This is a genomic window from Acinetobacter sp. YH01009 (genome assembly GCF_013420765.1).
Taxonomy (GTDB): Bacteria; Pseudomonadota; Gammaproteobacteria; order Pseudomonadales; family Moraxellaceae; genus Acinetobacter; species Acinetobacter amyesii.
Genome location: NZ_VOYE01000007.1, coordinates 1 through 21889 on the forward strand (window position 1 = coordinate 1; position 21889 = coordinate 21889).

Annotated in this window: 21 protein-coding genes, 1 tRNA gene and 3 pseudogenes; 13 read left to right on the top strand and 12 right to left on the bottom strand. The window is 39.5% G+C overall.

The window, feature by feature from the left end; all coding sequences use genetic code 11:
- From FTT76_RS08575 to FTT76_RS08600, 7 genes and pseudogenes are all read left to right on the top strand, one after another.
- Positions 1 to 116, top strand: a pseudogene (locus FTT76_RS08575) (IS982 family transposase); the annotation flags it as partial.
- 781 nt (positions 117 to 897) lie between these two features.
- A pseudogene (locus FTT76_RS17650) lies at positions 898 to 1041 on the top strand (diguanylate cyclase domain-containing protein); the annotation flags it as partial.
- A 49-nt stretch (positions 1042 to 1090) separates the two neighbouring features.
- Positions 1091 to 1273 (top strand): annotated as a pseudogene (locus tag FTT76_RS17655) (diguanylate cyclase domain-containing protein); the annotation flags it as partial.
- Between the two features lie 286 nt (positions 1274 to 1559).
- A complete protein-coding gene (gene mutS, locus FTT76_RS08585; protein ID WP_180007752.1) occupies positions 1560 to 4190 on the top strand; it encodes a DNA mismatch repair protein MutS in 2631 nt (876 codons plus the stop codon).
- A gap of 386 nt (positions 4191 to 4576) precedes the next feature.
- Positions 4577 to 4900, top strand: a complete 324-nt coding sequence (gene fdxA / locus FTT76_RS08590) for a ferredoxin FdxA (RefSeq protein ID WP_004651686.1) — start codon at positions 4577 to 4579, stop codon at positions 4898 to 4900.
- A 138-nt stretch (positions 4901 to 5038) separates the two neighbouring features.
- Positions 5039 to 5761 (top strand): D-Ala-D-Ala carboxypeptidase family metallohydrolase, encoded by a 723-nt coding sequence (locus FTT76_RS08595; protein WP_078188751.1) that lies wholly within the window; start codon positions 5039 to 5041, stop codon positions 5759 to 5761.
- A gap of 131 nt (positions 5762 to 5892) precedes the next feature.
- Entirely contained in the window at positions 5893 to 6558 is a 666-nt protein-coding gene (locus FTT76_RS08600; RefSeq protein ID WP_078193558.1) for an O-methyltransferase, read from the top strand.
- 211 nt (positions 6559 to 6769) lie between these two features.
- Here FTT76_RS08600 and FTT76_RS08605 read toward each other — a convergent pair whose 3' ends face one another.
- The 8 genes from FTT76_RS08605 to FTT76_RS08640 form a co-directional block, all read right to left on the bottom strand.
- Positions 6770 to 7612 carry a universal stress protein gene (locus FTT76_RS08605; RefSeq protein ID WP_180007751.1) on the bottom strand — a complete coding sequence of 281 codons (843 nt, stop codon included), beginning with the start codon at positions 7610 to 7612 and terminating at the stop codon, positions 6770 to 6772.
- 130 nt (positions 7613 to 7742) lie between these two features.
- Positions 7743 to 8360, bottom strand: coding sequence for a DapH/DapD/GlmU-related protein (locus tag FTT76_RS08610; RefSeq protein ID WP_180007750.1), 618 nt, complete (start codon positions 8358 to 8360; stop codon positions 7743 to 7745).
- Positions 8353 to 8952, bottom strand: a complete 600-nt coding sequence (locus FTT76_RS08615; RefSeq protein ID WP_078193561.1) for a YigZ family protein — start codon at positions 8950 to 8952, stop codon at positions 8353 to 8355. The genes FTT76_RS08610 and FTT76_RS08615 overlap by 8 nt, the downstream gene beginning before the upstream one ends.
- A gap of 269 nt (positions 8953 to 9221) precedes the next feature.
- Positions 9222 to 9965 (bottom strand): LPS export ABC transporter ATP-binding protein, encoded by a 744-nt coding sequence (lptB, locus tag FTT76_RS08620; protein ID WP_078188759.1) that lies wholly within the window; start codon positions 9963 to 9965, stop codon positions 9222 to 9224.
- Complete coding sequence (gene lptA / locus FTT76_RS08625; protein ID WP_111883783.1) at positions 9965 to 10531, bottom strand: lipopolysaccharide transport periplasmic protein LptA; 567 nt, start codon at positions 10529 to 10531, stop codon at positions 9965 to 9967. The genes lptB and lptA overlap by 1 nt, the downstream gene beginning before the upstream one ends.
- Complete coding sequence (gene lptC / locus FTT76_RS08630) at positions 10521 to 11063, bottom strand: LPS export ABC transporter periplasmic protein LptC (RefSeq protein ID WP_180007749.1); 543 nt, start codon at positions 11061 to 11063, stop codon at positions 10521 to 10523. The genes lptA and lptC overlap by 11 nt, the downstream gene beginning before the upstream one ends.
- Positions 11064 to 11098: 35 nt before the next feature.
- A complete protein-coding gene (locus FTT76_RS08635) occupies positions 11099 to 11638 on the bottom strand; it encodes an HAD family hydrolase (protein WP_078188762.1) in 540 nt (179 codons plus the stop codon).
- A 4-nt stretch (positions 11639 to 11642) separates the two neighbouring features.
- Positions 11643 to 12620 carry an SIS domain-containing protein gene (locus FTT76_RS08640; RefSeq protein WP_168377848.1) on the bottom strand — a complete coding sequence of 326 codons (978 nt, stop codon included), beginning with the start codon at positions 12618 to 12620 and terminating at the stop codon, positions 11643 to 11645.
- A 355-nt stretch (positions 12621 to 12975) separates the two neighbouring features.
- Here FTT76_RS08640 and cysS point away from each other — a divergent pair, with 355 nt between their 5' ends.
- The 3 genes from cysS to FTT76_RS08655 all read left to right on the top strand — a co-directional run bounded on the left by cysS (position 12976) and on the right by FTT76_RS08655 (position 17263).
- Positions 12976 to 14397, top strand: a complete 1422-nt coding sequence (gene cysS / locus FTT76_RS08645) for a cysteine--tRNA ligase (RefSeq protein ID WP_180007748.1) — start codon at positions 12976 to 12978, stop codon at positions 14395 to 14397.
- A gap of 62 nt (positions 14398 to 14459) precedes the next feature.
- A tRNA-Gly gene (locus FTT76_RS08650) sits at positions 14460 to 14535 on the top strand.
- 628 nt (positions 14536 to 15163) lie between these two features.
- Positions 15164 to 17263, top strand: coding sequence for a TonB-dependent siderophore receptor (locus tag FTT76_RS08655; RefSeq protein ID WP_180007747.1), 2100 nt, complete (start codon positions 15164 to 15166; stop codon positions 17261 to 17263).
- 94 nt (positions 17264 to 17357) lie between these two features.
- Here the strand turns inward: FTT76_RS08655 and FTT76_RS08660 are convergent, their stop codons facing one another.
- Positions 17358 to 17633, bottom strand: coding sequence for a hypothetical protein (locus FTT76_RS08660; protein ID WP_078193570.1), 276 nt, complete (start codon positions 17631 to 17633; stop codon positions 17358 to 17360).
- Between the two features lie 417 nt (positions 17634 to 18050).
- On the opposite strand from FTT76_RS08660, the gene FTT76_RS08665 reads away from it, so the two are divergent.
- Together FTT76_RS08665 and FTT76_RS08670 are read left to right on the top strand one after the other, a co-directional pair.
- Positions 18051 to 18758, top strand: coding sequence for a glutamine amidotransferase (locus FTT76_RS08665; protein WP_180007746.1), 708 nt, complete (start codon positions 18051 to 18053; stop codon positions 18756 to 18758).
- A 66-nt stretch (positions 18759 to 18824) separates the two neighbouring features.
- Positions 18825 to 19454 carry a LysE family transporter gene (locus FTT76_RS08670; RefSeq protein WP_180007745.1) on the top strand — a complete coding sequence of 210 codons (630 nt, stop codon included), beginning with the start codon at positions 18825 to 18827 and terminating at the stop codon, positions 19452 to 19454.
- A 75-nt stretch (positions 19455 to 19529) separates the two neighbouring features.
- On the opposite strand, the gene FTT76_RS08675 is transcribed toward FTT76_RS08670, so the two are convergent.
- The gene (locus FTT76_RS08675; protein ID WP_078188771.1) at positions 19530 to 20126 is read right to left on the bottom strand and encodes a YceI family protein; all 597 of its coding nucleotides are present in this window, start codon (positions 20124 to 20126) and stop codon (positions 19530 to 19532) included.
- A gap of 293 nt (positions 20127 to 20419) precedes the next feature.
- On the opposite strand from FTT76_RS08675, the gene FTT76_RS17660 reads away from it, so the two are divergent.
- Positions 20420 to 20935, top strand: a complete 516-nt coding sequence (locus FTT76_RS17660; RefSeq protein ID WP_249679944.1) for a nuclear transport factor 2 family protein — start codon at positions 20420 to 20422, stop codon at positions 20933 to 20935.
- A gap of 52 nt (positions 20936 to 20987) precedes the next feature.
- Here the strand turns inward: FTT76_RS17660 and FTT76_RS08685 are convergent, their stop codons facing one another.
- Both FTT76_RS08685 and FTT76_RS08690 read right to left on the bottom strand, forming a co-directional pair.
- Complete coding sequence (locus tag FTT76_RS08685; RefSeq protein ID WP_227591806.1) at positions 20988 to 21431, bottom strand: N-acetyltransferase; 444 nt, start codon at positions 21429 to 21431, stop codon at positions 20988 to 20990.
- A gap of 187 nt (positions 21432 to 21618) precedes the next feature.
- Complete coding sequence (locus FTT76_RS08690) at positions 21619 to 21834, bottom strand: hypothetical protein (RefSeq protein ID WP_078188774.1); 216 nt, start codon at positions 21832 to 21834, stop codon at positions 21619 to 21621.
- Between the last annotated feature and the right edge of the window lie 55 nt (positions 21835 to 21889).

The window sequence follows — 21889 nt, forward strand, 5'->3', positions numbered from 1 at the left end:
CGAGTAGAGCTAGAAGTATCTCAGGCTTTTTAAGTGGTATTTACGCATCACTATGTGCATACCAATTAACTCAGCAGCATAAGCCCACAATTCAAATTATGCAGTCATTGGCTTAAAAAGGATTCGGATTATATAAGCTTTTTTTTAATTATTTTAAAACTCAAAGGCACTCGTTAAACTTTACATAAACCTTATATTGGAGATAAATTATTGTAAAATAAAGACAAAATATTATGCCCATTTCCTGATTTTTTATGAGCATATCGAATTATGAAATTATAAGGCTTTAAGTCCCTTCATCTAGACGAAATTGGGGTTAAATCATAACTATATTGAATAAAGTATATATTACGTCAAGTTTATAATCCATTTATCAACCGCTCTACCGTGATGAAGTGGCGAAAGAATTTCGTTTTCGCGGAATCATTATTTTTCTCCTGTATGCCCTGTCATGTACGGGGATTTATCAAGTGATTCCATAACGCAGTTTTGTAGATTCCTCTGTATATTTGGGTAGTGTTTATCATTCTGATTGCATGGGATTTATCTTTTTTTCCGCATTAAACCCTTATTTTAATGTTTATACTTGTCTAGGCTCGATGTGCGCTGTTGCGATCATATTTATCATCTTTACTATGATTTGTAATGATCACAATGATGCGCTATTACATGCAGCCATGAAGTATGCCTTGGTCATCATCTATGCCTTTGTTGGTATGCGTTTTTATATTGCCATGGTTGCGGGTTGGTAGAACATAACCCACTGACTGGGCTAGCAAACCGTCGTCCGTTATAAGGAGCTTTAGAACAGCTATGGCATTATGCCCTACGCCATCAACAGCCTTTAAGCATCATGGTGATCGATATCAATTTTTTTGAAATTAAAATGATCATTTAGGTCATCAGGCGCGTGACATCTGCCTCACACAAATTACTGAGGTTTTGTCTCAAATCACCAATCGAAATGGTGAGTTAGCTGCACACTATGGCAGCGAAGAGTTTTTACTCCTCTTTAGGGTGTTAACTGAAGCTGAAAATTGAACCTTTGGCAACCGATTTATTACGCAGAATTTAATCACTCGAACTTCCACATCCAGCCAGCCATATGTCTAAATTTGTGACGATTAGCATCGGTACGGAAACGATCATTCCATCTAAATCTGATAAAATTCAAAAATTTATATTGGCTGCCGATCAAGCGCTTTACCTTGCAAAAGGCAGCGGTCGCAACCAATATCGATTAGCTCAGGCTGAAGCGCAGCTTGATGTTTGAGTCAGTTTATCGCTTTGTTAATTTATCCATTGTTGAATTTACACACAGACTTTTTAGCGTTTATAAATAATATTTTGACTGCTTTTTTTACATGCAGACAAACCTTTTCTGGCATTTTCCTACCACTTTTTTTGCTAGAATCAGCAATACGATTTGTTAACGTACACCTGTGGTTTTGAATGAAGAGACAATATAAATATAAGGACTTTTTCTAAATTCAATTTCCATCAAAACAGTGTTTTTCGTTTAGCAGCGCACAAATTTTTATTTTAAGGTATTTCGTTTCATGCAAGCTGATAATTCCAAAGTTGACCTTTCAACCCTGACTCCGATGATGCAACAGTACATGTCAGTCAAAATGCAAAATCCGCATTCATTGATGTTTTATCGGATGGGTGATTTTTATGAGCTCTTTTTTGAAGATGCGCATAAAGCAGCAAAACTTTTAGGAATTACACTAACACATCGTGGTAAAGCCAATGGTGAACCTATTCCTATGGCTGGTGTCCCATACCATGCTGCTGAAGGCTATTTAGCCCGCCTTGTAAAAAAAGGTGAAACGGTGGTGATCTGCGAGCAAATTGGTGAAGTGACAGGCAAAGGGCCGGTTGAGCGCGGAATTGTCCGTATCATTACCCCGGGGACATTAACGGACGATGCACTGATTGCCTCCCATCAAAGTTCAAATTTAGTCGCGATCTGCTTACAACAAAATCAAATCGGGATTGCTTTACTAGACCTCAGTGCAGGTATTTTCAAAGTTCAGCAAATGGACTATCAACTGGAACAATTGGCAATCGAACTTTCTCGTTTAATGCCGAGCGAAATTTTGATTGATGAAGATCTTATTGATCCGAATATTGTCGAGCAAATTAAACGTCAATTAGACTGCCCTGTCACTAAACGTCCAAACGTTGACTTCAATTTAAATAACGCACAAAAAACGCTGTGTGACCAATTTGCAGTTGCCACACTTTCAGGTTTTGGTATTGACCATTTACCTTTGGCGAAAGCTGCCGCAGCGGCTTTGATTCACTATGCAAAAGTGACTCAAAAAACTGCTTTACCACATATCCGCAGCATTCAACTTGAACAAAGTAGTGATTTCGTGGCGCTCGACCCCGTCACTCGTCGTAACTTGGAACTGATTGATCCCCTATTTGAACATGGTACTTCCCTGTTCCAACTAATCAATGATTGCCAAACTGCTATGGGTGGCCGTTTATTAAGTCGTACCTTAATGCAGCCTTTACGAGATACCGCTTTATTGGATGCACGTTTAGATGCATCACAAGCGATGCTGCAAGGCTATCATGAGTCTCCGATCCGCTTAGTTCTCAAAGAAATTGGTGATATTGAACGTGTGCTATCTCGTGTAGCTCTCGGCAGTGCTCGTCCACGAGACCTAGTTCAGTTACGTCAAACTTGTGCACAAATTCCCTATCTTCGACATGCACTTGAACCGATCATTCAGTCACACCAATCTAAGCTCATTGCTCAGTTAAATGATGAAATGGGTGATTTTCACGGCTTACATGAGCGTCTCATGTCTGCCATCGTAGAAAACCCGCCAGTGCTTTTACGTGATGGTAATGTGATTGCCGAGGGTTTCGACACTGAACTCGATGAACTGCGTAAAATTCGTGACCATGCAGGACAATTCCTCATCGATCTCGAAATCAAAGAGCGTGAACAAACCGGAATTTCAACCTTAAAAATTGGCTATAACCGTGTCAGTGGCTACTATATTGAACTCACTCGCGCGCAGGCTGAGCAAGCACCTGATCATTATATTCGCCGCCAAACCCTAAAAAATGCGGAACGCTACATTACCCCTGAGCTGAAATCTTTTGAAGATAAGGTGCTTTCGAGTGAGTCACGTGCATTAGCGCGCGAAAAAATGCTTTTTGAACTATTACTCGATGAATTACGTGCAGATATTGGCAACTTACAAATGATGAGCGCCGCTATAGCGCAAATTGATTTATTGGCCAATTTTGCCCATCAAGCGCGATTACGCAATTGGTCACGTCCTGAATATAGCCCTGAAGTTGGGATCAAAATCAAAGCCGGACGTCACCCAGTTGTGGAATCTCTGAGCAAATCAGCATTTACTCCAAATGATACCAGTTTGGACTTTAATCACCGCATGGCGATTATCACAGGGCCAAATATGGGCGGTAAATCGACCTTTATGCGCCAAACTGCCTTAATCAGCTTATTAGCTTACTGTGGTAGCTTTGTCCCTGCCCAATCTGCCGTATTAGGGCCGATCGATCGGATATTTACCCGTATAGGATCTGCAGACGACTTGTCTACTGGTAAATCAACCTTCATGGTGGAAATGACTGAAACCTCACAGATTCTACATCATGCGACCAATCAATCATTGGTACTGATGGATGAAGTCGGACGTGGTACGAGTACCTATGATGGCTTATCTTTGGCGTGGGCATGTGTGCTCGATCTCACCCGTCGCATTAAATGTTTATGCCTATTTGCAACGCATTATTTTGAGCTCACCGAGTTAGGCAAAGACGCCAATATAGATAACTATCATGTAACTGCTCGTGAGCTAAATGGCAACTTGATCCTATTACATAAAGTCCAACAAGGCCCGGCGAGTCAAAGTCATGGTCTACAGGTGGCAAAGCTTGCGGGTATTCCCGCAGCAGTGATCAAAGAAGCGCAAAACCGACTTCGTATTTTAGAAACTCAGCAAAAACAGCAACTCAATACTGCTGTACAAACCGATCTATTCTCGGCACTCACAGAGCCCGAAGTCATTGAACGCGTGGTGGAAGTTGAAAAAACATCGCCCGTACTTGATGCCTTAGCAGATTTAGATGTAGATAACTTAAGTCCACGCGAAGCACTACAACAGCTTTACGCCTTAAAGGATTTACTTAAGATCTAAATTTAGCAGAAGCGATAGATGAGATATGCTAAGAACACCTATGAAGGTGTTCTTTGCATTGACACCATTCAAACGCGTAAATTAGTAAATATTTGCTATCTACTACTGCGGCTATTCAGCAATAAATTGATAAAAAATTAATGTTGTTAAATGTTTCATGCTTAAAATACACATTAAAAATATTGTTCGATAAACAGATGTAATTTAATTAGTTTTTGAGTATGATTCTCATTCATTGTGAAATTTACATAAATTGTTCAGTTTTTAGTGATTTTAACAGCACTGCATATAATAATTATCAATAAAAGGAATTGTTAGTTACCCTATTTTTTGCCTAAAATACACCATTAGTTTATTAGAACCATATTTTTTAGGTAGCTGTCGCCATGACCTTTGTTGTCACTGAAAACTGTATTAAATGTAAATATCAAGACTGCGTAGAAGTTTGCCCTGTTGACTGTTTCTATGAAGGTCCAAACTTCCTTGTTATTAATCCAGATGAATGTATCGACTGTGCGCTATGTGAACCTGAGTGTCCAGCTAACGCGATTTTCTCTGAAGATGAGTTACCTGAAGGTCAAGAAGTTTTTATCGAACTTAATACTGAACTTTCTCAAAAATGGCCGAACATCACTCAAATTGGTGATCAACCTGCCGACCGTGAAGAATGGAACGGTAAAGCTGATAAATTACAATATCTTGAAAAGTAATTTTACGCTTTCATGAAAAGATCAGCACATGCTGATCTTTTTTTATACTTAAAGCACACATTTCATTGCAAATTATTCAAATTTTCTCAATCAAATTGGATTAAAATAGAACGAGTTTATAAATAATTGATTTCTATAATGAAGCATTTACTCAAGGGATTATTGTCCGTTGCAATATTCCCTCTTGTTTTCATTGGTTGTACAACTACACCACAAAAACAAGGTCACACTATTACAACTCCCGACGGTAAACGTATTTACATACCTCAAGAAAAAGTGACGACCATCAGACAAGCCCCGCCTAAAGTGGTGCCTTATGCATACAACTCATGGGTCGCGTCTGTTGATAATTTACGTCGTGTCCGAGACTATGAAGTCTTTTTAGAGAAAAATGGTGTAGGCAATATCATCCCTTCATTTGAGCTGATGCGTACTGCACGTGATTGGCAAAAATGTGGTCGCTCAGAATATATGGTGCCTAACCGTGAATTATGGCAGAACCAAATTGCAACTTTACGTGTCTTTAAATATTTAGTTGCGGCCAATATCTTAACGGACTTTGAAGTGACTTCGGTTTATCGTGATTTGCCTTTGAACCAATGTGCCGGTGGTGCAAGTTCATCTCGTCACCTATATAACTCGGCGATTGATTTCCGTATTGGACCTGCGTACCCGCAGCCCGAAGACTACAGTTATATTGAAAATACCAAGTTCCGTTTATGCCAATTTTGGTCACAACACGGGCAGAGTCTCAATATGGGATTAGGTTTATATGCCAGCGGACAAATTCATATTGATACTCAAGGCTACCGTACTTGGGGGCCTGATCACTCAAGTCGCTCATCAATGTGTAATTACTAAAACATTACATCATCATATCAAGACCTCTTTGGAGGTCTTTTTTGTACATAAAATATGCAAATACAGAACAATAAATTGCGATGTTAGTGGAAAGGTTTAAAATGCTTGCATCAATCACGAGGTGCGACAACATGCAACAAATGTGGACAGACATTGATGCTTACATCGATTCACATTTAATTCCTGAAGATCCAATACTGACTCAAACACTTCAACATACAGATGAACGTGGCTTTCCTGATCATCTTGCTGTAGCGGCTAATCAAGGCATGCTGCTTCAAATGTTAATCCAAATGAACAAGTGTAAACGCGTTTTAGAACTTGGAACTTTTGCAGCCTATAGCACCATGTGGTTAGCACGTGCATTACCTGAAGATGGTTACATTCTGACCATTGAAGGTCGTGATACACATGCTGCCCTCGGTCAAGAAAATATTGATAATGCAAAGCTTGCACAAACGATAGAACTGAAATGTGGTCGTGCGGCAGATATTTTACGTGCCCTTCCTGAAGATACCGAACCTTTTGACTTTATTTTTGTCGATGCAGACAAACAGAGCTACCCTGAATATTTAGAATTAAGCTTAAATTTATCTCATTCAGGTACAGTGATTGTTTTAGACAATGTGATTCGTGCAGGTGAGATTCTGAATGCTGAAAACCATAAACCAAGCATTGAAGGTATTCGTGATATGTTCAAAGCTATGCAAAATCATCCGAAAATTTTATCCTGCACGGCACTTCAAACTGTAGGTTGTAAAGGTCATGATGGTTTTGCGATTGCAATCGTTAAATAATCTCAATCGAGGTGTTTTTTAAACACCTCGAATAAAGGTATAAAAAACAATCAATACAATATTTTATTTTAAAAACAATTACCTACGAATACTACACACAGAGTTATCCACAATTTTTGAGGATAACTCTGATTATTTTTAAATCAACAACTTATTATTTATTTACTCGTAATTGTCCGTCTATTAAATCAACTCTGTTCGTTTGCTCAACTTATTTTACAACCAACATTGGAACACTCGAATTTCTGAAAATACTGGTGGTGATACTGCCCAAGAAGAACTGATGGATTTTACTGTGGCTAAAAGCGCCAAGTACGATTAACTGAATGCCATGCTCTTGTTGATAGTCCAGAATATTTTCCGAAACATCGCCATAACGGTATTCCGTCACCACATCTAGACCGGCATTGGTTAAATAATTTTTTGGATCATCCAAGATTTGTGGGTGATCTCCAACATAAACCAAATGACATTGTAAGAGTTTGAGTAGATCACTTTGTGCCACACGCTTCATTAACTCAACGCATTTAGGCGAATATTCATAGGCAAAAATAAAGCGAGTCGGTGGTTTAAACGTTGGTCCTACGGTCATAACTGTACAACTTGCACCACGAATAAAGTTTTCAACATTACTACCCAGCGGCTTATTACGCTCTGCTGAACGTTCACCAACGCGACCAATTAAAACAATATCGTCATCTTGCAAAATATTAAAACTTTGCTCTAAGAAGTCACCCTTTTCCTGAATATGGGTGGTTTGAATCCCATGCTTATCTTGGATCATTTCAGAAATGTGTTTGAGCAAGTTATTACTATAATCTAGCGCTAAATCACTTTGTTTTTGTTCTAACTCCGCGAGTTCTTTTAAGAGCATGGCATTACTTTCAAATCCAATCACGCCACTGATTTCACCTAAGTGATAACTTGCCGGATAGTAATCAAGTATTTGCAGTAAAACCAACTCGCGGTGAGTTTGTTTAGCAACCCAAGCAGCAGCATCAGCTAGTGCATTAATGCATGGAGAAGAGTCGATACAGGCGATAACTCGTTTCATGATTAGCCCTCGTTTTATTATTGCTTGGCTATAAAATGTTGTTTGTTATTTTTAACTTATCACAACTCTGTTTCACTGTGCATGCATTTGTGTAAGCATAAAAAATATTTATGACCTATTTGGCGATTATTTATTCACGATATCGAATGAATTTTGCAGGATTTCCCGCAATGATTGCGCGCGCTTCGACATTTTTCGTCACCATACTGTTCATGCCGACTACAGCCTGCTCAGCAATGTGAATGCCATCCTTGATTCCAACATGCGCACCTAGCCAAACATCACGCTCTATCTCAATCCCTTGTGATCGTACAGCCTGCTGATAGATCGGTTGATTGACATCCATTCCATGATCAAAAGCGTATAAATGGCAATATGCCGCTATACGAACCTGATCGTGAATTTTGATGCCCACTCGCCCACCATCTAAAATACAGTGATGATTGATAGCCACTTCATTCCCTATTTCTATTGGGCCATGCAGGGTGCAATCTGCAGCGATAAAGCTGTTATCTCCAATGACAATCTTACGTCCCGGTTCAGCAAAAATATGAGCCAATGGCGATATAAAACAATTTTCACCAATTTCCACAGTTTCCATCGATTTGAGATAGTCTTGATATTCCTGTTGCCAAGCTTCAGCCCAACCACGATTTTTCGGTTTGAGTGACCAATACAACCAAGGCATATAATTCAGACGATGCTTATGTTGCTCTCGATATTTCAATAATGGATCTTGTTCATTCATCTTCAGCAGCCTCAACGATATGCAATTGTTCACGTCCGCGAGTTACATCTTGAATCTTTAACTGTAGCGGTTGGATTTGATGAATTTGCAATGATGCAAGTACATTTACGCCCTGCGCTGTATATTCTTCCTGAAATTCAATTTGCTGCTGATTGAGTTCATATTGGAAAATTGCCCATTCATTAAACTGACAACTAAATTGCACTTTTTTCTTCTCAATAAGTTCAATTTTTTCAGCTTGTAAAAGGCATTGACCTGCACAGCCACCATAGGCACGTACCAATCCCCCTGTCCCGAGCTTAATTCCACCATACCAACGATTAACCAAGACCAACACGTTGGTTAGGTCATTCCCTTCTATGGTTGCTAGAATGGGCCGACCTGCTGTGCCTGAAGGCTCACCATCATCATTAAAACGTACGGTATGTCCAATTTTCCATGCCCAACACTGATGTGTTGTTGAGATATCTTTATTGGCTTCGAGAAATTCTTTAACGGCTTGTTCATTTTCCACAGGAACTGCGATGGCTTGAAAACGACTTTTTTTAATGTCTTCTTCATATTCAAACTGTGCGGCGAGTGTAAATGGCATAACGTCTTTAGATCCTCTATCAACGGATATTATAGCGTTTTTTGAAAGACTTACATCCACAAAAAAGCCCCCAATACTGGAGGCTTGATTGAAGACCATTCATCTTTCGTAATCGCATGATTTTTGCAGGTCGTATTTTTAGTTTAAAGTATACTGAATTCTTGTTAATTTTTTAGATTAATCGCTCAGTTTTTGTCATTTCAGACAATAACATAAACCCGCTGAATGAAACTAGCGCCATTCAACGGGAAATTTCTTATATTATTCAATTAAACGGTAAAATCATCACCAAGATAAACTTTACGTACCGTTTCATCTGCAAGGACTTCTTCTGGAGTACCTTCTGCAATCACTGAACCTTCGCTCACGATATAAGCATGCTCACAAATCGCAAGGGTTTCACGCACATTATGATCTGTAATTAATACGCCAATACCACGATCTTTCAATGTTCGGATAATGTCTTTAATATCACCCACTGAAATAGGATCGACCCCTGCAAAAGGTTCATCTAGCAACATAAATTTAGGGTCTGCCGCTAACGCACGCGCAATTTCCGCACGACGACGCTCACCACCCGACACACTCATACCAAGAGAATCTTTGATGTGTGTGATTTTAAAGTCGGCAAGCAATTCCGTTAAACGTTGCTGACGTTGTTGCTTATTTAGATCTTTACGGGTTTCTAAAATCGACATGATATTTTCAGAAATGGTTAATTTTCTAAAAATAGATGCTTCTTGAGGTAGATAACCAATACCTTTACGTGCGCGCTCATGCATTGCCAAGTCAGACAAATCAAGATCATCTAAATGAATCTCACCTTTATCCATACGCACTAGGCCAACAACCATATAGAAACTTGTGGTTTTACCTGCACCATTTGGACCAAGTAAACCCACAATTTGACCACTTTGCATGCTAAAGGATACATCCTTTACCACCCAACGTTTACTATAGTTTTTGGCTAAATGTTTAATACATAAAGTTTGAACTTGCGAGGTTTGCTCCATTAATCACGTGCTCCTGGGAAGGACTTAGTGCTTGACGGTGGAATCACGATTTGAACACGACCTGAAGAAGATCCAGATTTATTTGGCGTACCTTCAGCAACGATATCGCCTTTATTCATACTGTATTTCAGGCTATTACCCCGAATACTTGCACCATCTTGTTGTAACAAAGCACCACCCGTCATGGTGATAATACCCGTTTCAGCATTATAGACGATTTTCTGAGCTTGGCCTTTTGCATAGCCTTTGGCAGGGTCAGTTTTTTGTTGGAAATGTGCTGGCCCACCCGTTGCTGTAATCGTACTGATCTCTTTTTTGCTGTTTAAGTTCGCAACGATTGAGTTTGCCTGAAGCTTCATCGAACCCTGTTCAATGATGACATTACCGGTATACGTCGTAATCCCGGTCTTTTCATTAAATGTTGCACGATCAGCAACCAGTGAAATTGGTTGATTACGGTCTGAAGGCAAAGCAAAAGCTGCAACTGAACATAACGCCAGTGAACCGAGTAGCGCTGTACGTTTTAGGAAAGTTTTTGCAGTTTTTCGATTAAAATTATGGTTCATACTTTCCTCGAATATTAAAAAATTCGTATTGACCGTCGTTTAAATTTGCTTTTAAACCTTGGCTGACAAATTCGGCTTGTGGTGAAATCACCGTTACAGTCTTGTCCGTTTCTATTTCACGCTGTTTTGGAAAAGCAGTTAGTTCCTCAGTACGAAACTCCATTTGCCCTTCACGCATCAATTTTGTTGCAACCACATTGTCACTCAGTACGATTTTTTGGTTATCATCCATACCATTGGCTTGTTTGGCAAAGAACGTGGCATCGACAGCACCATCCTGATAGGTCGATGCTTTCAGATTCACCAAATGAGAAGTTTGCTTTTGCAAATCCTGCTCAAGTCGATCGACTTGCGCACGAATATGCAATTTTCCCTGCTCATCAGTCTGCGTCAGGTTAATGTTTTCAGCTGAGTAAGTCATACTTTTCGAAGAGTCCGCCTGAAGCTTATTACCCTTTCCACCGAAATAGTAAAAACCACCGCTTACTGCAGCAATGACCACAGCTGTCACGTATAAAACTTTAGTATCCATAAGCGGAGATTCAATCCAGTGACTGCATCAATTTATTAATAAGGTGCACTTGCATATTTTTCAAGTAGTTCCTGGTATACACCTTTAGAAACTAAAAGCATATCGCAGATTTCACGAACAGCACCACGTCCACCCATCGCCTGCGTAACAAGATCTGCACGGCGACGTACTTCTAAATGTCCATTTGGTACGGTCACTTTCATCCCCGCAATAGCGAAGGCTGAAAGATCGGGCCAGTCATCGCCCATATATAGGCAATCTGAAGGATCAATACCAAACTGTGCGCAGGCTTCAGTCAAGGCAACGCCTTTATCTTCACGACCTTGAAAAACCAAGTCCACACCTAAGTCAGACATGCGTTTTTCAACAATATTACTTTTACGGCCAGTAATAATGATGACTTTGATACCCGCTTTTTGCACCAACTTCATGCCTAAGCCATCACGAATATCAAAAGATTTGATTTCATCGCCACTATTGGTCAACGTTACAAATCCATCACTTAAAATTCCATCTACATCCAGTACCAGTGCTTCTATGTGACGCGCTTGTTCTAGCAATACATACGATGCCATTTTCTTAATTTACCCCAGCCTGAATTAGGTCATGCATGCTGATAATCCCAATCACTTTATTGGCATCATCAACAACTACAAATTGTGTAATTTTCTTTTCGTTCATACGTTCTAAAGCATGTACCGCGCGTTCTTCTTGTGAAATGGTCAAAGGATTTTTAATCATCACTTCTGAGACTTTCATATTCACATCAAAGCCTTGCTGTTTATCAATCAAACGACGTAAGTCACCGTCGGTAAAGATACCCAATAATGTATCGTTTTCATCGACAATCGTGGTGAGTCCCAAACGTTTATTTGAAATTTCATACAGAACTTTATTCATGGGTGTCTCTGGCGACACTTTGGGTAAGTCTTCACCTGTATGCATGAGATGTTTTACATGCAATAACAAACGCTTACCCAACGCTCCAGCAGGATGAGAGCGTGCAAAATCATCTGAGGTAAAGCCACGTGCATCCAATAATGCAACTGCAAGGGCATCACCTAAGGCTAATGTTGCAGTGGTACTTGATGTCGGCGCTAGACCCAAGGGGCAAGCTTCTTGAATATTACCCAAGGTCAATGCGACATCGGCATTTTGTGGCATTGGGCCTTTATTGTCGCCACTCATGGTAATTAGAGGAATGCCCAAATGTTTGATTAATGGCATGAGCATCATAATTTCATCACTCTTACCTGAGTTTGAAATTGCAATGAGCACATCTCCTTTAACCAACATGCCCAAATCACCATGCCCAGCTTCACCCGGATGCATGAAGAAAGATGGCGTACCTGTCGAGGCAAACGTAGCGGCCATTTTACGACCGATATGCCCCGATTTGCCCATACCAGTAATCACTAAACGCCCTTTGCACTGTAAAATGATTTCGCAGGCTTGGCTAAAACGATCATCTATTTGCGTCGCTAATACTTGTAAAGCATGCTCTTCAATACGCAAAGTTTCTAATGCGACTTTCTGAAAATCGACTTGATTCGGCATATTTGGTGGATTCAAAGTTGTTATACCTTAAGCCGTGAGAGGTGCGCTCTCACTTTCAAAATAAAAAATTTTCACAATTTTATCATATCTATGCAAATAGCACGTTTCCAAATGTATAAGAATTCATGAATTATGCAGAAAAGATGCATTTCTTCATTTTTATCTTACGGACAGATAAATCAAATTCAGTATTCGAATTAGATTCAGCCCGAACCCAATGAGCCTTCTACGCTATTTTTAGCAACGCAAAGACATCAATCATTAAAAAATATCTGCTTTTTTGGGTTTTAACTTTATGAAAAAAAATGCTTAGGTTAAGATGAGCCATCTTTTGGTAGAAACAATTTGAAGAGCTATGCAACCTTTTGTTCTATATAACTCAGAGCAACGTAAAAAAGTAGAATTCGTACCTCGTAAAGAAGGACATATCGACATGTATGTCTGTGGAATGACCGTGTATGACTACTGTCATATTGGTCATGCTCGAGTTATGGTTGCATTCGACTACATTATCCGTTTCCTGCGCAGTCAGGGCTGGAACGTTAAATACGTTCGCAATATTACCGATATTGACGATAAGATCATTGCCCGTGCCTATGAAAATGGCGAAAGCATTACTGCTTTAACCGATCGCTTTATCAAGGCCATGAACGAAGATGCTGCCAATTTAGGTTGTGCAGCACCTGATGAAGCACCACGTGCAACAGACTATATCGATCAAATGCAGAATATGATTGGTAGCTTGGTTAACAAAGGTACAGCCTACCCATCTGCAAATGGCGATGTTTATTTTGAAGTTGAAAAGTTTGCCAAATATGGTCGTCTTTCGGGTCGTAAACTTGACGATATGCAGGCTGGTGCTTCTGAACGCGTTGATGTAGAAGTAGAAAAGAAACATCCTTTTGACTTCGTGCTTTGGAAACATGCCAAAGAAAATGAACCTTCTTGGGCTTCACCTTGGGGTAATGGCCGTCCGGGCTGGCATATTGAATGTTCAGCGATGTCGACCTGCTGCTTAGGCAACCATTTTGATATTCATGGTGGCGGTTCAGACTTAACTTTCCCGCATCATGAAAATGAAATTGCGCAATCTGAGGCATCTACTGGCGAACAGTATGTTAATTACTGGATGCATGTCGGCTTTATTAATGTCGATGGCGAAAAAATGTCGAAGTCTTTAGGTAACTTCTTCACTATTCGTGATGTGATGGATAAATTCCACCCTGAAGTGATTCGCTTCTTTATTGTGTCATCACATTACCGTAGCCCAGTAAACTTCTCTGACACTGCTTTAAAAGAAGCGAAAAATACCCTTTCCCGTTTCTATCATTCATTTAAAGCTTATCAGCAAGTCTATGGTGAAAAAACCGTAGAAACTTTGGATGATGCTTTAGTTGAGCGCTTTAATGCCGCTATGCGTGATGATTTCAACACCGCAGAAGCAATTGCGGTATTGTTTGAAGTCAACAAAGAATTGAACCGTGCCGTAAAAGATGAAAATGCTGAACAAGCGGCTGTGTATTATTCGACATTGCGTCACTTGACCAATATTTTAGGTTTGGTTCAGCACAATGTTGATGAATTTTTAAAATCAGATATTGGTCAAGAAGCACTAGGTCTCTCTGAAGAGCAAATTGAAGATTTAATTCAACAACGTAAAGATGCGAAAAAGGCCAAAGAATTTGCCAAAGCAGATGAAATTCGTCAATCTTTGTTAGATCAAGGGGTTGTTCTTGAAGATACTCGTCAAGGCACTATTTGGCGCCGTGCTGATTAATTAAGCAAAAAGAAGCATAGAGAGTTGACAGTTGTGTGAAATTCTCTATAATTCACCTCATTGCGGGAATAGCTCAGTTGGTAGAGCATAACCTTGCCAAGGTTGGGGTCGGGAGTTCGAGTCTCCTTTCCCGCTCCAGAATACGAAAAACCCTCATCGAAAGATGAGGGTTTTTTTATGTCTAAATTTTTCTTCAACGGCTTATTTTTAGATGTATTTACTCATGTTATGCACATAAAAGCCATTTCGCATTTTTAAAATATTATTTAAGTCTATTCGACGAAGTCTTACATTGAGGGATTGAATACAGGGATTAGCCTTCGGCTGGAGGTCCGCTTACGAAACGTTGTTTCTCATTCGGCAAAATGAGATTCGAAGCTTCACAAGGAAAGCATCTTGCGGTGCAATGCACCTCACCAACAAAACGCGTTCACTACCGTCAAATGATTCAACGTATCGCAAAAACATTTTTGATTAGAAGACGTCCTGTCTCAAACAATTGCGCATGATATTACCGCATATCTTTTTTTATTTGATGCAAAGCTCACTTCTAAAGTAACTGCGTCACCTCAGTTATTTATTATATTGTAGCGACGTTAATAGGCCTGAATTATCTTCCAACCATTTAAACTTCCCTATTGCAATATGACCTTTCGTCTACCTGTTAAAAATAATCTAACGAAATGTTCATCTCGGCTATTTTCCTCAATTTTTCTCCATAATTTTCCGTTATTCTTTGCCAAAATTACATTTGGACAACCAAATAATGCACGGCGCGCACACCACACTCAAACTGACCAGCTTAAGTTACGCATTACTTACGATCTCAACATCAATTTGGGCCGCAGATACTGTTCAAAATCCGCAAGAATCTGCAGCAGTTCAGCAAATGGAAGCTTTAACATTTGAAGTTCCAACAGCAAGCACTAAGCCCAAAGACCCAGATATCAGTGCTGTCGCAAAAACTATTATAAGCCGTGATGAAATGTTGAAATTTGGCGATCAGTCAATCAATGATGCGCTGCGTCGTGCTGCAGGATTTCAACTCCCCGGTGCTGGCGGTGGTCCACGTGGTGGTGCAGGTGCTGGCGGCATGCGTTTCCGTGGTGGTGGTGCACCCGTGTTCTTAATCAATGGTGAACCTGTACAAGGTGGTCCTCGTGGTGGCATGTCAGTTGTTGATAGCATTACACCGGAAATGATCGAACGCCTTGAAATCACCAAACAACCGAGTGTCGCTCAAGGCTCGGTTGCTTCTTCCGCAGTCATCAATATTATTTTAAAAGAACCACTGAATGGCACGCGTTTGAGTGGATCTGTACGTGCTGGTTATGGTCTGACGAAGTCAAATACACGTGAAGAAGAACGCACCAATTTAAACTTTCAAATTGATGGTCGTTCAGACCCTTGGATCTATAGTTTATCTGGGAGCCAAATGTGGAATGACTCAGATACGCTCACCCGTACACAAGATGCAACAGGAACGAAAACTCAAAAACGCATCACCAATCGTACGTCGCAAATGTTAACCCCACGTGTTGAATATCAACTTGATGATCAACAAAAACTGGTCGCTGAAATGTTTTATCGCAACAATGAAAGCGAAGGCACAAGTGGCTCCCAAGTCCAAAAAGATAAAAATGACAGCATTCGACTCAACACACGATATGAGCGTAAAGACCAAGGTAATTCCGACAAAATTCGCTTATCAATCGAGCAGCAAAATGAAACAGAATTAACAGAGTATAGAGATTCCCAATCATATATTGATGAAAAAATTAATGAATATGGCTTAGGCTACGACGGTGTCCGCAAGTTTGACTCAAAACGCCAAATAAAATTTGGTACAGATTTACGTAGCAATGAACTTGAAAGCAATATTGCAGAGACCTTAGATGAACAATTGTATGCTGCCTATGTGGAAGGAAGTTGGAAATATACGCCGCGCCAAACCTTAACTCTAGGTGTACGCCAAGAGTGGATTGATCGTTCAGGTTTAGTGGATTATCAAGATCAGCATTTGAGTCCAGTATTAGCGCACCGTTTTGACTTTAATGACCAATGGTCACTCCAAACCAATTTGAGTCAGGCTTTTAAAAACCCACGTAGTAATCAATTGATGCCGACTGTTTCAATTTCTACAGATAGCGATGCAGGGACACTAAACAACCCTGACCGTGGTGGTAATCCTGACTTACGACCTGAAACTATTAATGCTTACGAAACAACCTTAGGCTATAACACCCCTGCTGGCGGCGTAAATATCACTGCTTATTATCGAGAAATTAATGACTATATCGAAAAATCGATCCTGTCAGAAAATGCTACAGGCGGTCGTTGCGAAACAGGAAATACCGATTGCCGTTTTGTCGAACGTCCATATAACCAAGACAGTGCAACTACTTATGGTGTGGAAATTGCTGGACGTTATGCACTGAAGCAAACGGAGAATGGTCATTCATTTATGTTGAATGCTCAGCTTTCAACTGTACGTGCAAAAATTGAAGAAACTGACGGCTCTGATCGTTTGGCAAGCGATGTTACACCTTATACCGCAAGTGCTGGTTTATCTTATAACTATCAACCGTGGCGTATTGCAACAAGTGTAAACCTCAATTACACCCCTGAATATACACGTGCACTGAGCAACGAACCGTACAATCGCACCAGCAATGAACGTGTTAACATGGATGTGAGTTTTACTAAACGCTTCGACCAAAATTGGTCTGCATCGGTCAATGCACGTAATATTCTCAGCTCAGATTATAAAGAAGTGTTAAAAGAACAAAGTTCTGGCGCGCTATACCAATCTCGTATCAATGAAGCCATTCCAAGCTTTATGTTTACCTTAGAAAAGAAATTCTAAACCGTTTCTAAGGGACTGCTAAGAAATTCAAAATAAAAAACCGATACGTTGTCAGTATCGGTTTTTTTATGCATACACGACACACGACCGCAGACTAGCGCTCAATTGCCTTCAACATTTTCGCAATTTTTAGGGTATGTTCCTTCTGCCCTTTTTTCTCTAAGACTTTTTGCTCAACCCACCATAAATATTCAAAAATTTCTGATTCACTTGAATCCTCTTGAATTAATTTAAAAATATTGGGCAAATAATCATCATATTCATCACGTAAAGCAGGAATACGGCGAATCCCTAACGGGTCCCATTCCTTCAATAAAATTTTATGTATCGCATGCAAGAGACTGGCATCTCGATTATGTTTTGACTGCATACAAGTTCCCTGGCTTATATTTTTTTACTTTTAAAATCAGTTATCTAATTATGTGATGATATTAAAAGAAAAATGAACTGTTGTTTGTCGAAGATTTCATCATACGCATCTCTAAACGCTTTTCCATTGGTTTTTCATCTTTTTTTTATAGCAAACCAAAGCTTTATCAAAATTTCATGCACTTTTTCTCATAAATTTTACCAATAAAGCCTTTCGGGAATCCCCTAATTCACAATACAAAGGTTTTAAATGCTAAGTTCAACGATCGAACCTAATCATTCAAAGAAAAAAAATATGCTTCAGCCAACTTCTATATTTATCTCTTTTCGCAATTGTGAAAAATTTACAGTTTTCCTTTTTAATCTCCGACAATTCAAGCTACATTCTATTTTGAAATTTTAATCCTGAAAAATCCCTATGAGTACTGCATTAAACGAAACCATTTACGCCATTCAACACCTTGCATTTGAAGATTTGGGTTCATTGGAAGATGTATTTTATCAACTGGGTTATCGGGTGAGATACTTCGAAGCTGGTGTCGATGACCTCAGTAAAGCTATGCAACATACAGGGCTTACCATCATTTTGGGCGGCCCGATCGGAGTTTATGAAACTAATGACTACCCTTTCCTACAAAAAGAAATAGACTTACTTAAAGTACGTTTAGAGAGTAATTTACCGACTTTAGGCATTTGCTTAGGTGCTCAGCTAATTGCGCATGCATTGGGAGCGAAAGTTTATGCAGGTCATAGCAAAGAAATCGGTTGGAGTAACTTAGAACTTGATGCTATTGCTGACAATATATTAGCGCCATTAGATCAAGTGCCTGTACTGCATTGGCATGGTGATACCTTTGATTTACCTGTAAATGCACAGTTACTCGCCAGCTCAGCAATTTATCCAAATCAAGCGTTTAGCTATGGGCCCAATATTCTAGCTCTACAGTTTCATATTGAAGCAGAAACACAGGCCATGGAAAAATGGCTAATTGGGCATACATGTGAACTGCATAAAGCACAAATTAACATCCCAAATTTACGCATGGAAAGCCAACAACATGCACCTCATTTAGAACGTGTTGCTCCCCTTATTTTGCAACAATTCTTACAACAGCTTGAGCTTTAAAACAGCTATTAATTTAAAGCTAAATGGCTTATAACGGTTGCACTTCAAAACGTATAAGCCATTAGAATGACTCCCTTACTCAGCATTGCGCTCATCCACTTTTTTGCTCTCATCAGCCCAGGCCCAGACTTCTTTTTTGTCACTCAAAGTGCTATTCGACAATCCAGATCACATGCATTATTTGCCGCATTAGGTATATCACTTAGTATTTTAGTTTGGTCAATTTGTGCAATAAGTGGCTTACATTTTCTATTTCAAAAAATGGCTTGGTTACAACAATGCCTCATGATTTTGGGTGGCTTATATCTTTTATATTTAGGCTCTCAGTTATTAAAATCTGCATGGAGTAAAGACCTCGGCACAATAACGAAACCAACCGAGCAAGCTGTACAGAAAAAATCGCCTTTGACGCTGTTATTCCAAGGTTTCTTGACCAATATGGCCAATCCTAAAGCATTGGTTTATTTCACTAGTGTATTTTCCATTGGGATCAGTGCAAAGGTCAGCATTTTTGATCAAAGCTCTTTATTGGCTTTAGTCTTTATTGAAAGTTTGATTTGGTTTGCATTGGTTGCGGTCTTATTCTCAGCACCTAAAATGACCCATTACTATCAAAAATTTAGTAAAAAAATTGACGCCATTACCGGTGGAATTTTCATCAGTTTTGGCTGCCTATTGCTGCTCAATCGCAGTTGATCACACACCAGTTAAATAAGACATAAAAAAGCACCCAAATGGGTGCTTTCTTAACTTAGCTGAGGGAGCTAAATCTTATTTCGCTGCTGCCTTTGCTGTAGATACAGCCGCTTCAGTCGTAATATTTACCGTAATTTTGTCGCCTACATTTGGTACATATGCACCGACACCAAATGCTGAACGATCAAAAGAAGTCGTTGCATTGAAACCAATCGTTTCCGCCTTAGTCATTGGGTGAACGGCTTGCTTGTTCAATACAGCATCCAATACCACTGGTTTAGTCACATTTTTAACTGTTAAATCACCCGTGATTTTGTATTTAGTTTTGCTGATCGCTTGAACTTTTGTACTTTTAAACGTGATATTTGGATATTTTTCAGCATCAAAGAAATCAGCTGTTTTTAAATGATCATCTAATGCTTTGACATTGGTATTTAAGCTCGATAATGGAATCGTCACATTCACAGACGAATTTGCAGGTTTTGCATTATCGACATTGATTGTCCCTTGAATGTCACTAAAGTTTGCAGAAGGCGTTGAGAAACCAAAATGATTCCAAGTAAATACTGTTGCTGTATGAGTAGGATCAATTTGATAGGCAACAGGTTTTGCCATAGAAATTGTTGTAACTGATGCTACCGCCAAACCGATTGTTAATGCTTTAAAGTTCATGTTTTTATCTCACTTTCGAATACCATTAAGTCTATAGATTTTTAGCCGTATTACAGCTTTAAAGATAAAACGTTTTGTTGCATGTTTAGAACGATAGTTTTGTAAAATCTGTAGCAGCATCTACAATCACTCTTAATTATTAAATTTCTAATATATTTCATATGCTTAATAATTTAATTGATCCATGAGCTATTTATCCTAAATTTAGGAAACATCAACCCATCTGAGTCGTAGGTTTTCAAAACAAATCCACTTAAGATTTTTAGACATCATAAAAATCTGAGTACCCAAAAATGACAGAACAATCGCTGGCTATTGAAAAAGCCTTAAACACTAAAACGCCCAAAGATGTCGTTTTGGCATTTCTTATGAATACTTCAAAAGAACTCGTCGAAAATGCAACTCAACTGCTGGTTGCAGAAGACGCAGCGTATGTTTCCCTAAACTTCAGCAACCCAGAACTGAAACAAATTGAGCCGTGGGCTGGGTCTGGCACAGGTAGAGACATTTATATATATACCTTTGCCAACGTCGGGACCTACTGGAATATCGACGACTTTCAAATCACCGATATGATCGCTGAAGATGAAACCGTAGCTGTATTTGGTCAATTCACCTACACCTCAGTCTATGCAAAAAATACTTTCACCTCGCCTTTTTCAATTAAAGCCAAAGTTCAAAACGGTTTAATCAGCTTTTTCCAATTTATGGAAGATACCTATGCCTCAGCATCATCATTCCGCGTAGGTGGAGAATGGATCATTCAGCAAGATGCAGACCCGACTAAAAACTTTAAAGTTTCAGCTTAATACTGAGATGCGCAAAAGCTGCTGTTGATTTGGAATGGCCTTTTACATTGAGTTAATGACAGCGGTATTGGATAAATCCGGTTTTTCTCGCGATTTGATCATACAGCTTTTGCGCAGTTTCATTGTCCTGATGCGTAAGCCAATACACACGGTCACACTGCCGCTGATCACAATATTCTTTCACTTTCGCGATCAGCGCCTTACCAATACCCTGCCCGCGATATTCTTCAAGCGTATATAAATCTTGCAAATAGGCATAAGGCTGCAATGTCCAGCAGCTCTCATGTTCAATGACATGCACGATCCCAACCACTTGATGTTCAATTACGGCTGCAAAGCCATACATATGTTCGCACTCAGCAGCATGTAACCTTTGCCATGTTCGCTCGGTCACTGCATCCGCCACCTGACTTTTATAAAATTCTAAATACAGCTCCCAGAGCGGCTGCCATTGGCTTTTTGAAATTTCAGTTAAATTTTTAATTTGTATTTGCACGTTCAATGTCTTTTTTAAATGATCACTGGATTTTTATAACTGAAATAAAGCATTTTGTGTTGAAAACACTGTATTTTATGCGCTCTTTTTAAACATGATGAGTCTTGAAAGAACGTTTTCTTATCTGTTTTATAAATACGATAGGCAAATAAAAAGCCCGAAGATTCGGACTTTTTAACTATTCAGCTTATAGCTTTTCAACCAAGATCCGATCTACCTGCTTTAAACCTGTATGCTTTTCATGGTTCTTACGGCGAATCTTAATCACTTTGTCTTCTTGCAAATCTTGCAACATCAACTCTACTGCAACCATGGCTTCAAGCTCTAAGTCTGTGCCAATCCATTTCTGTTCACCAGCATCCATCAGTACAATTTCATCATTTATCTGATCATAAAGGCTCATCGTTTCCTCACTTGGGGCAACATTGCACCCGTGGCTGAATACTGCATGAATGAAT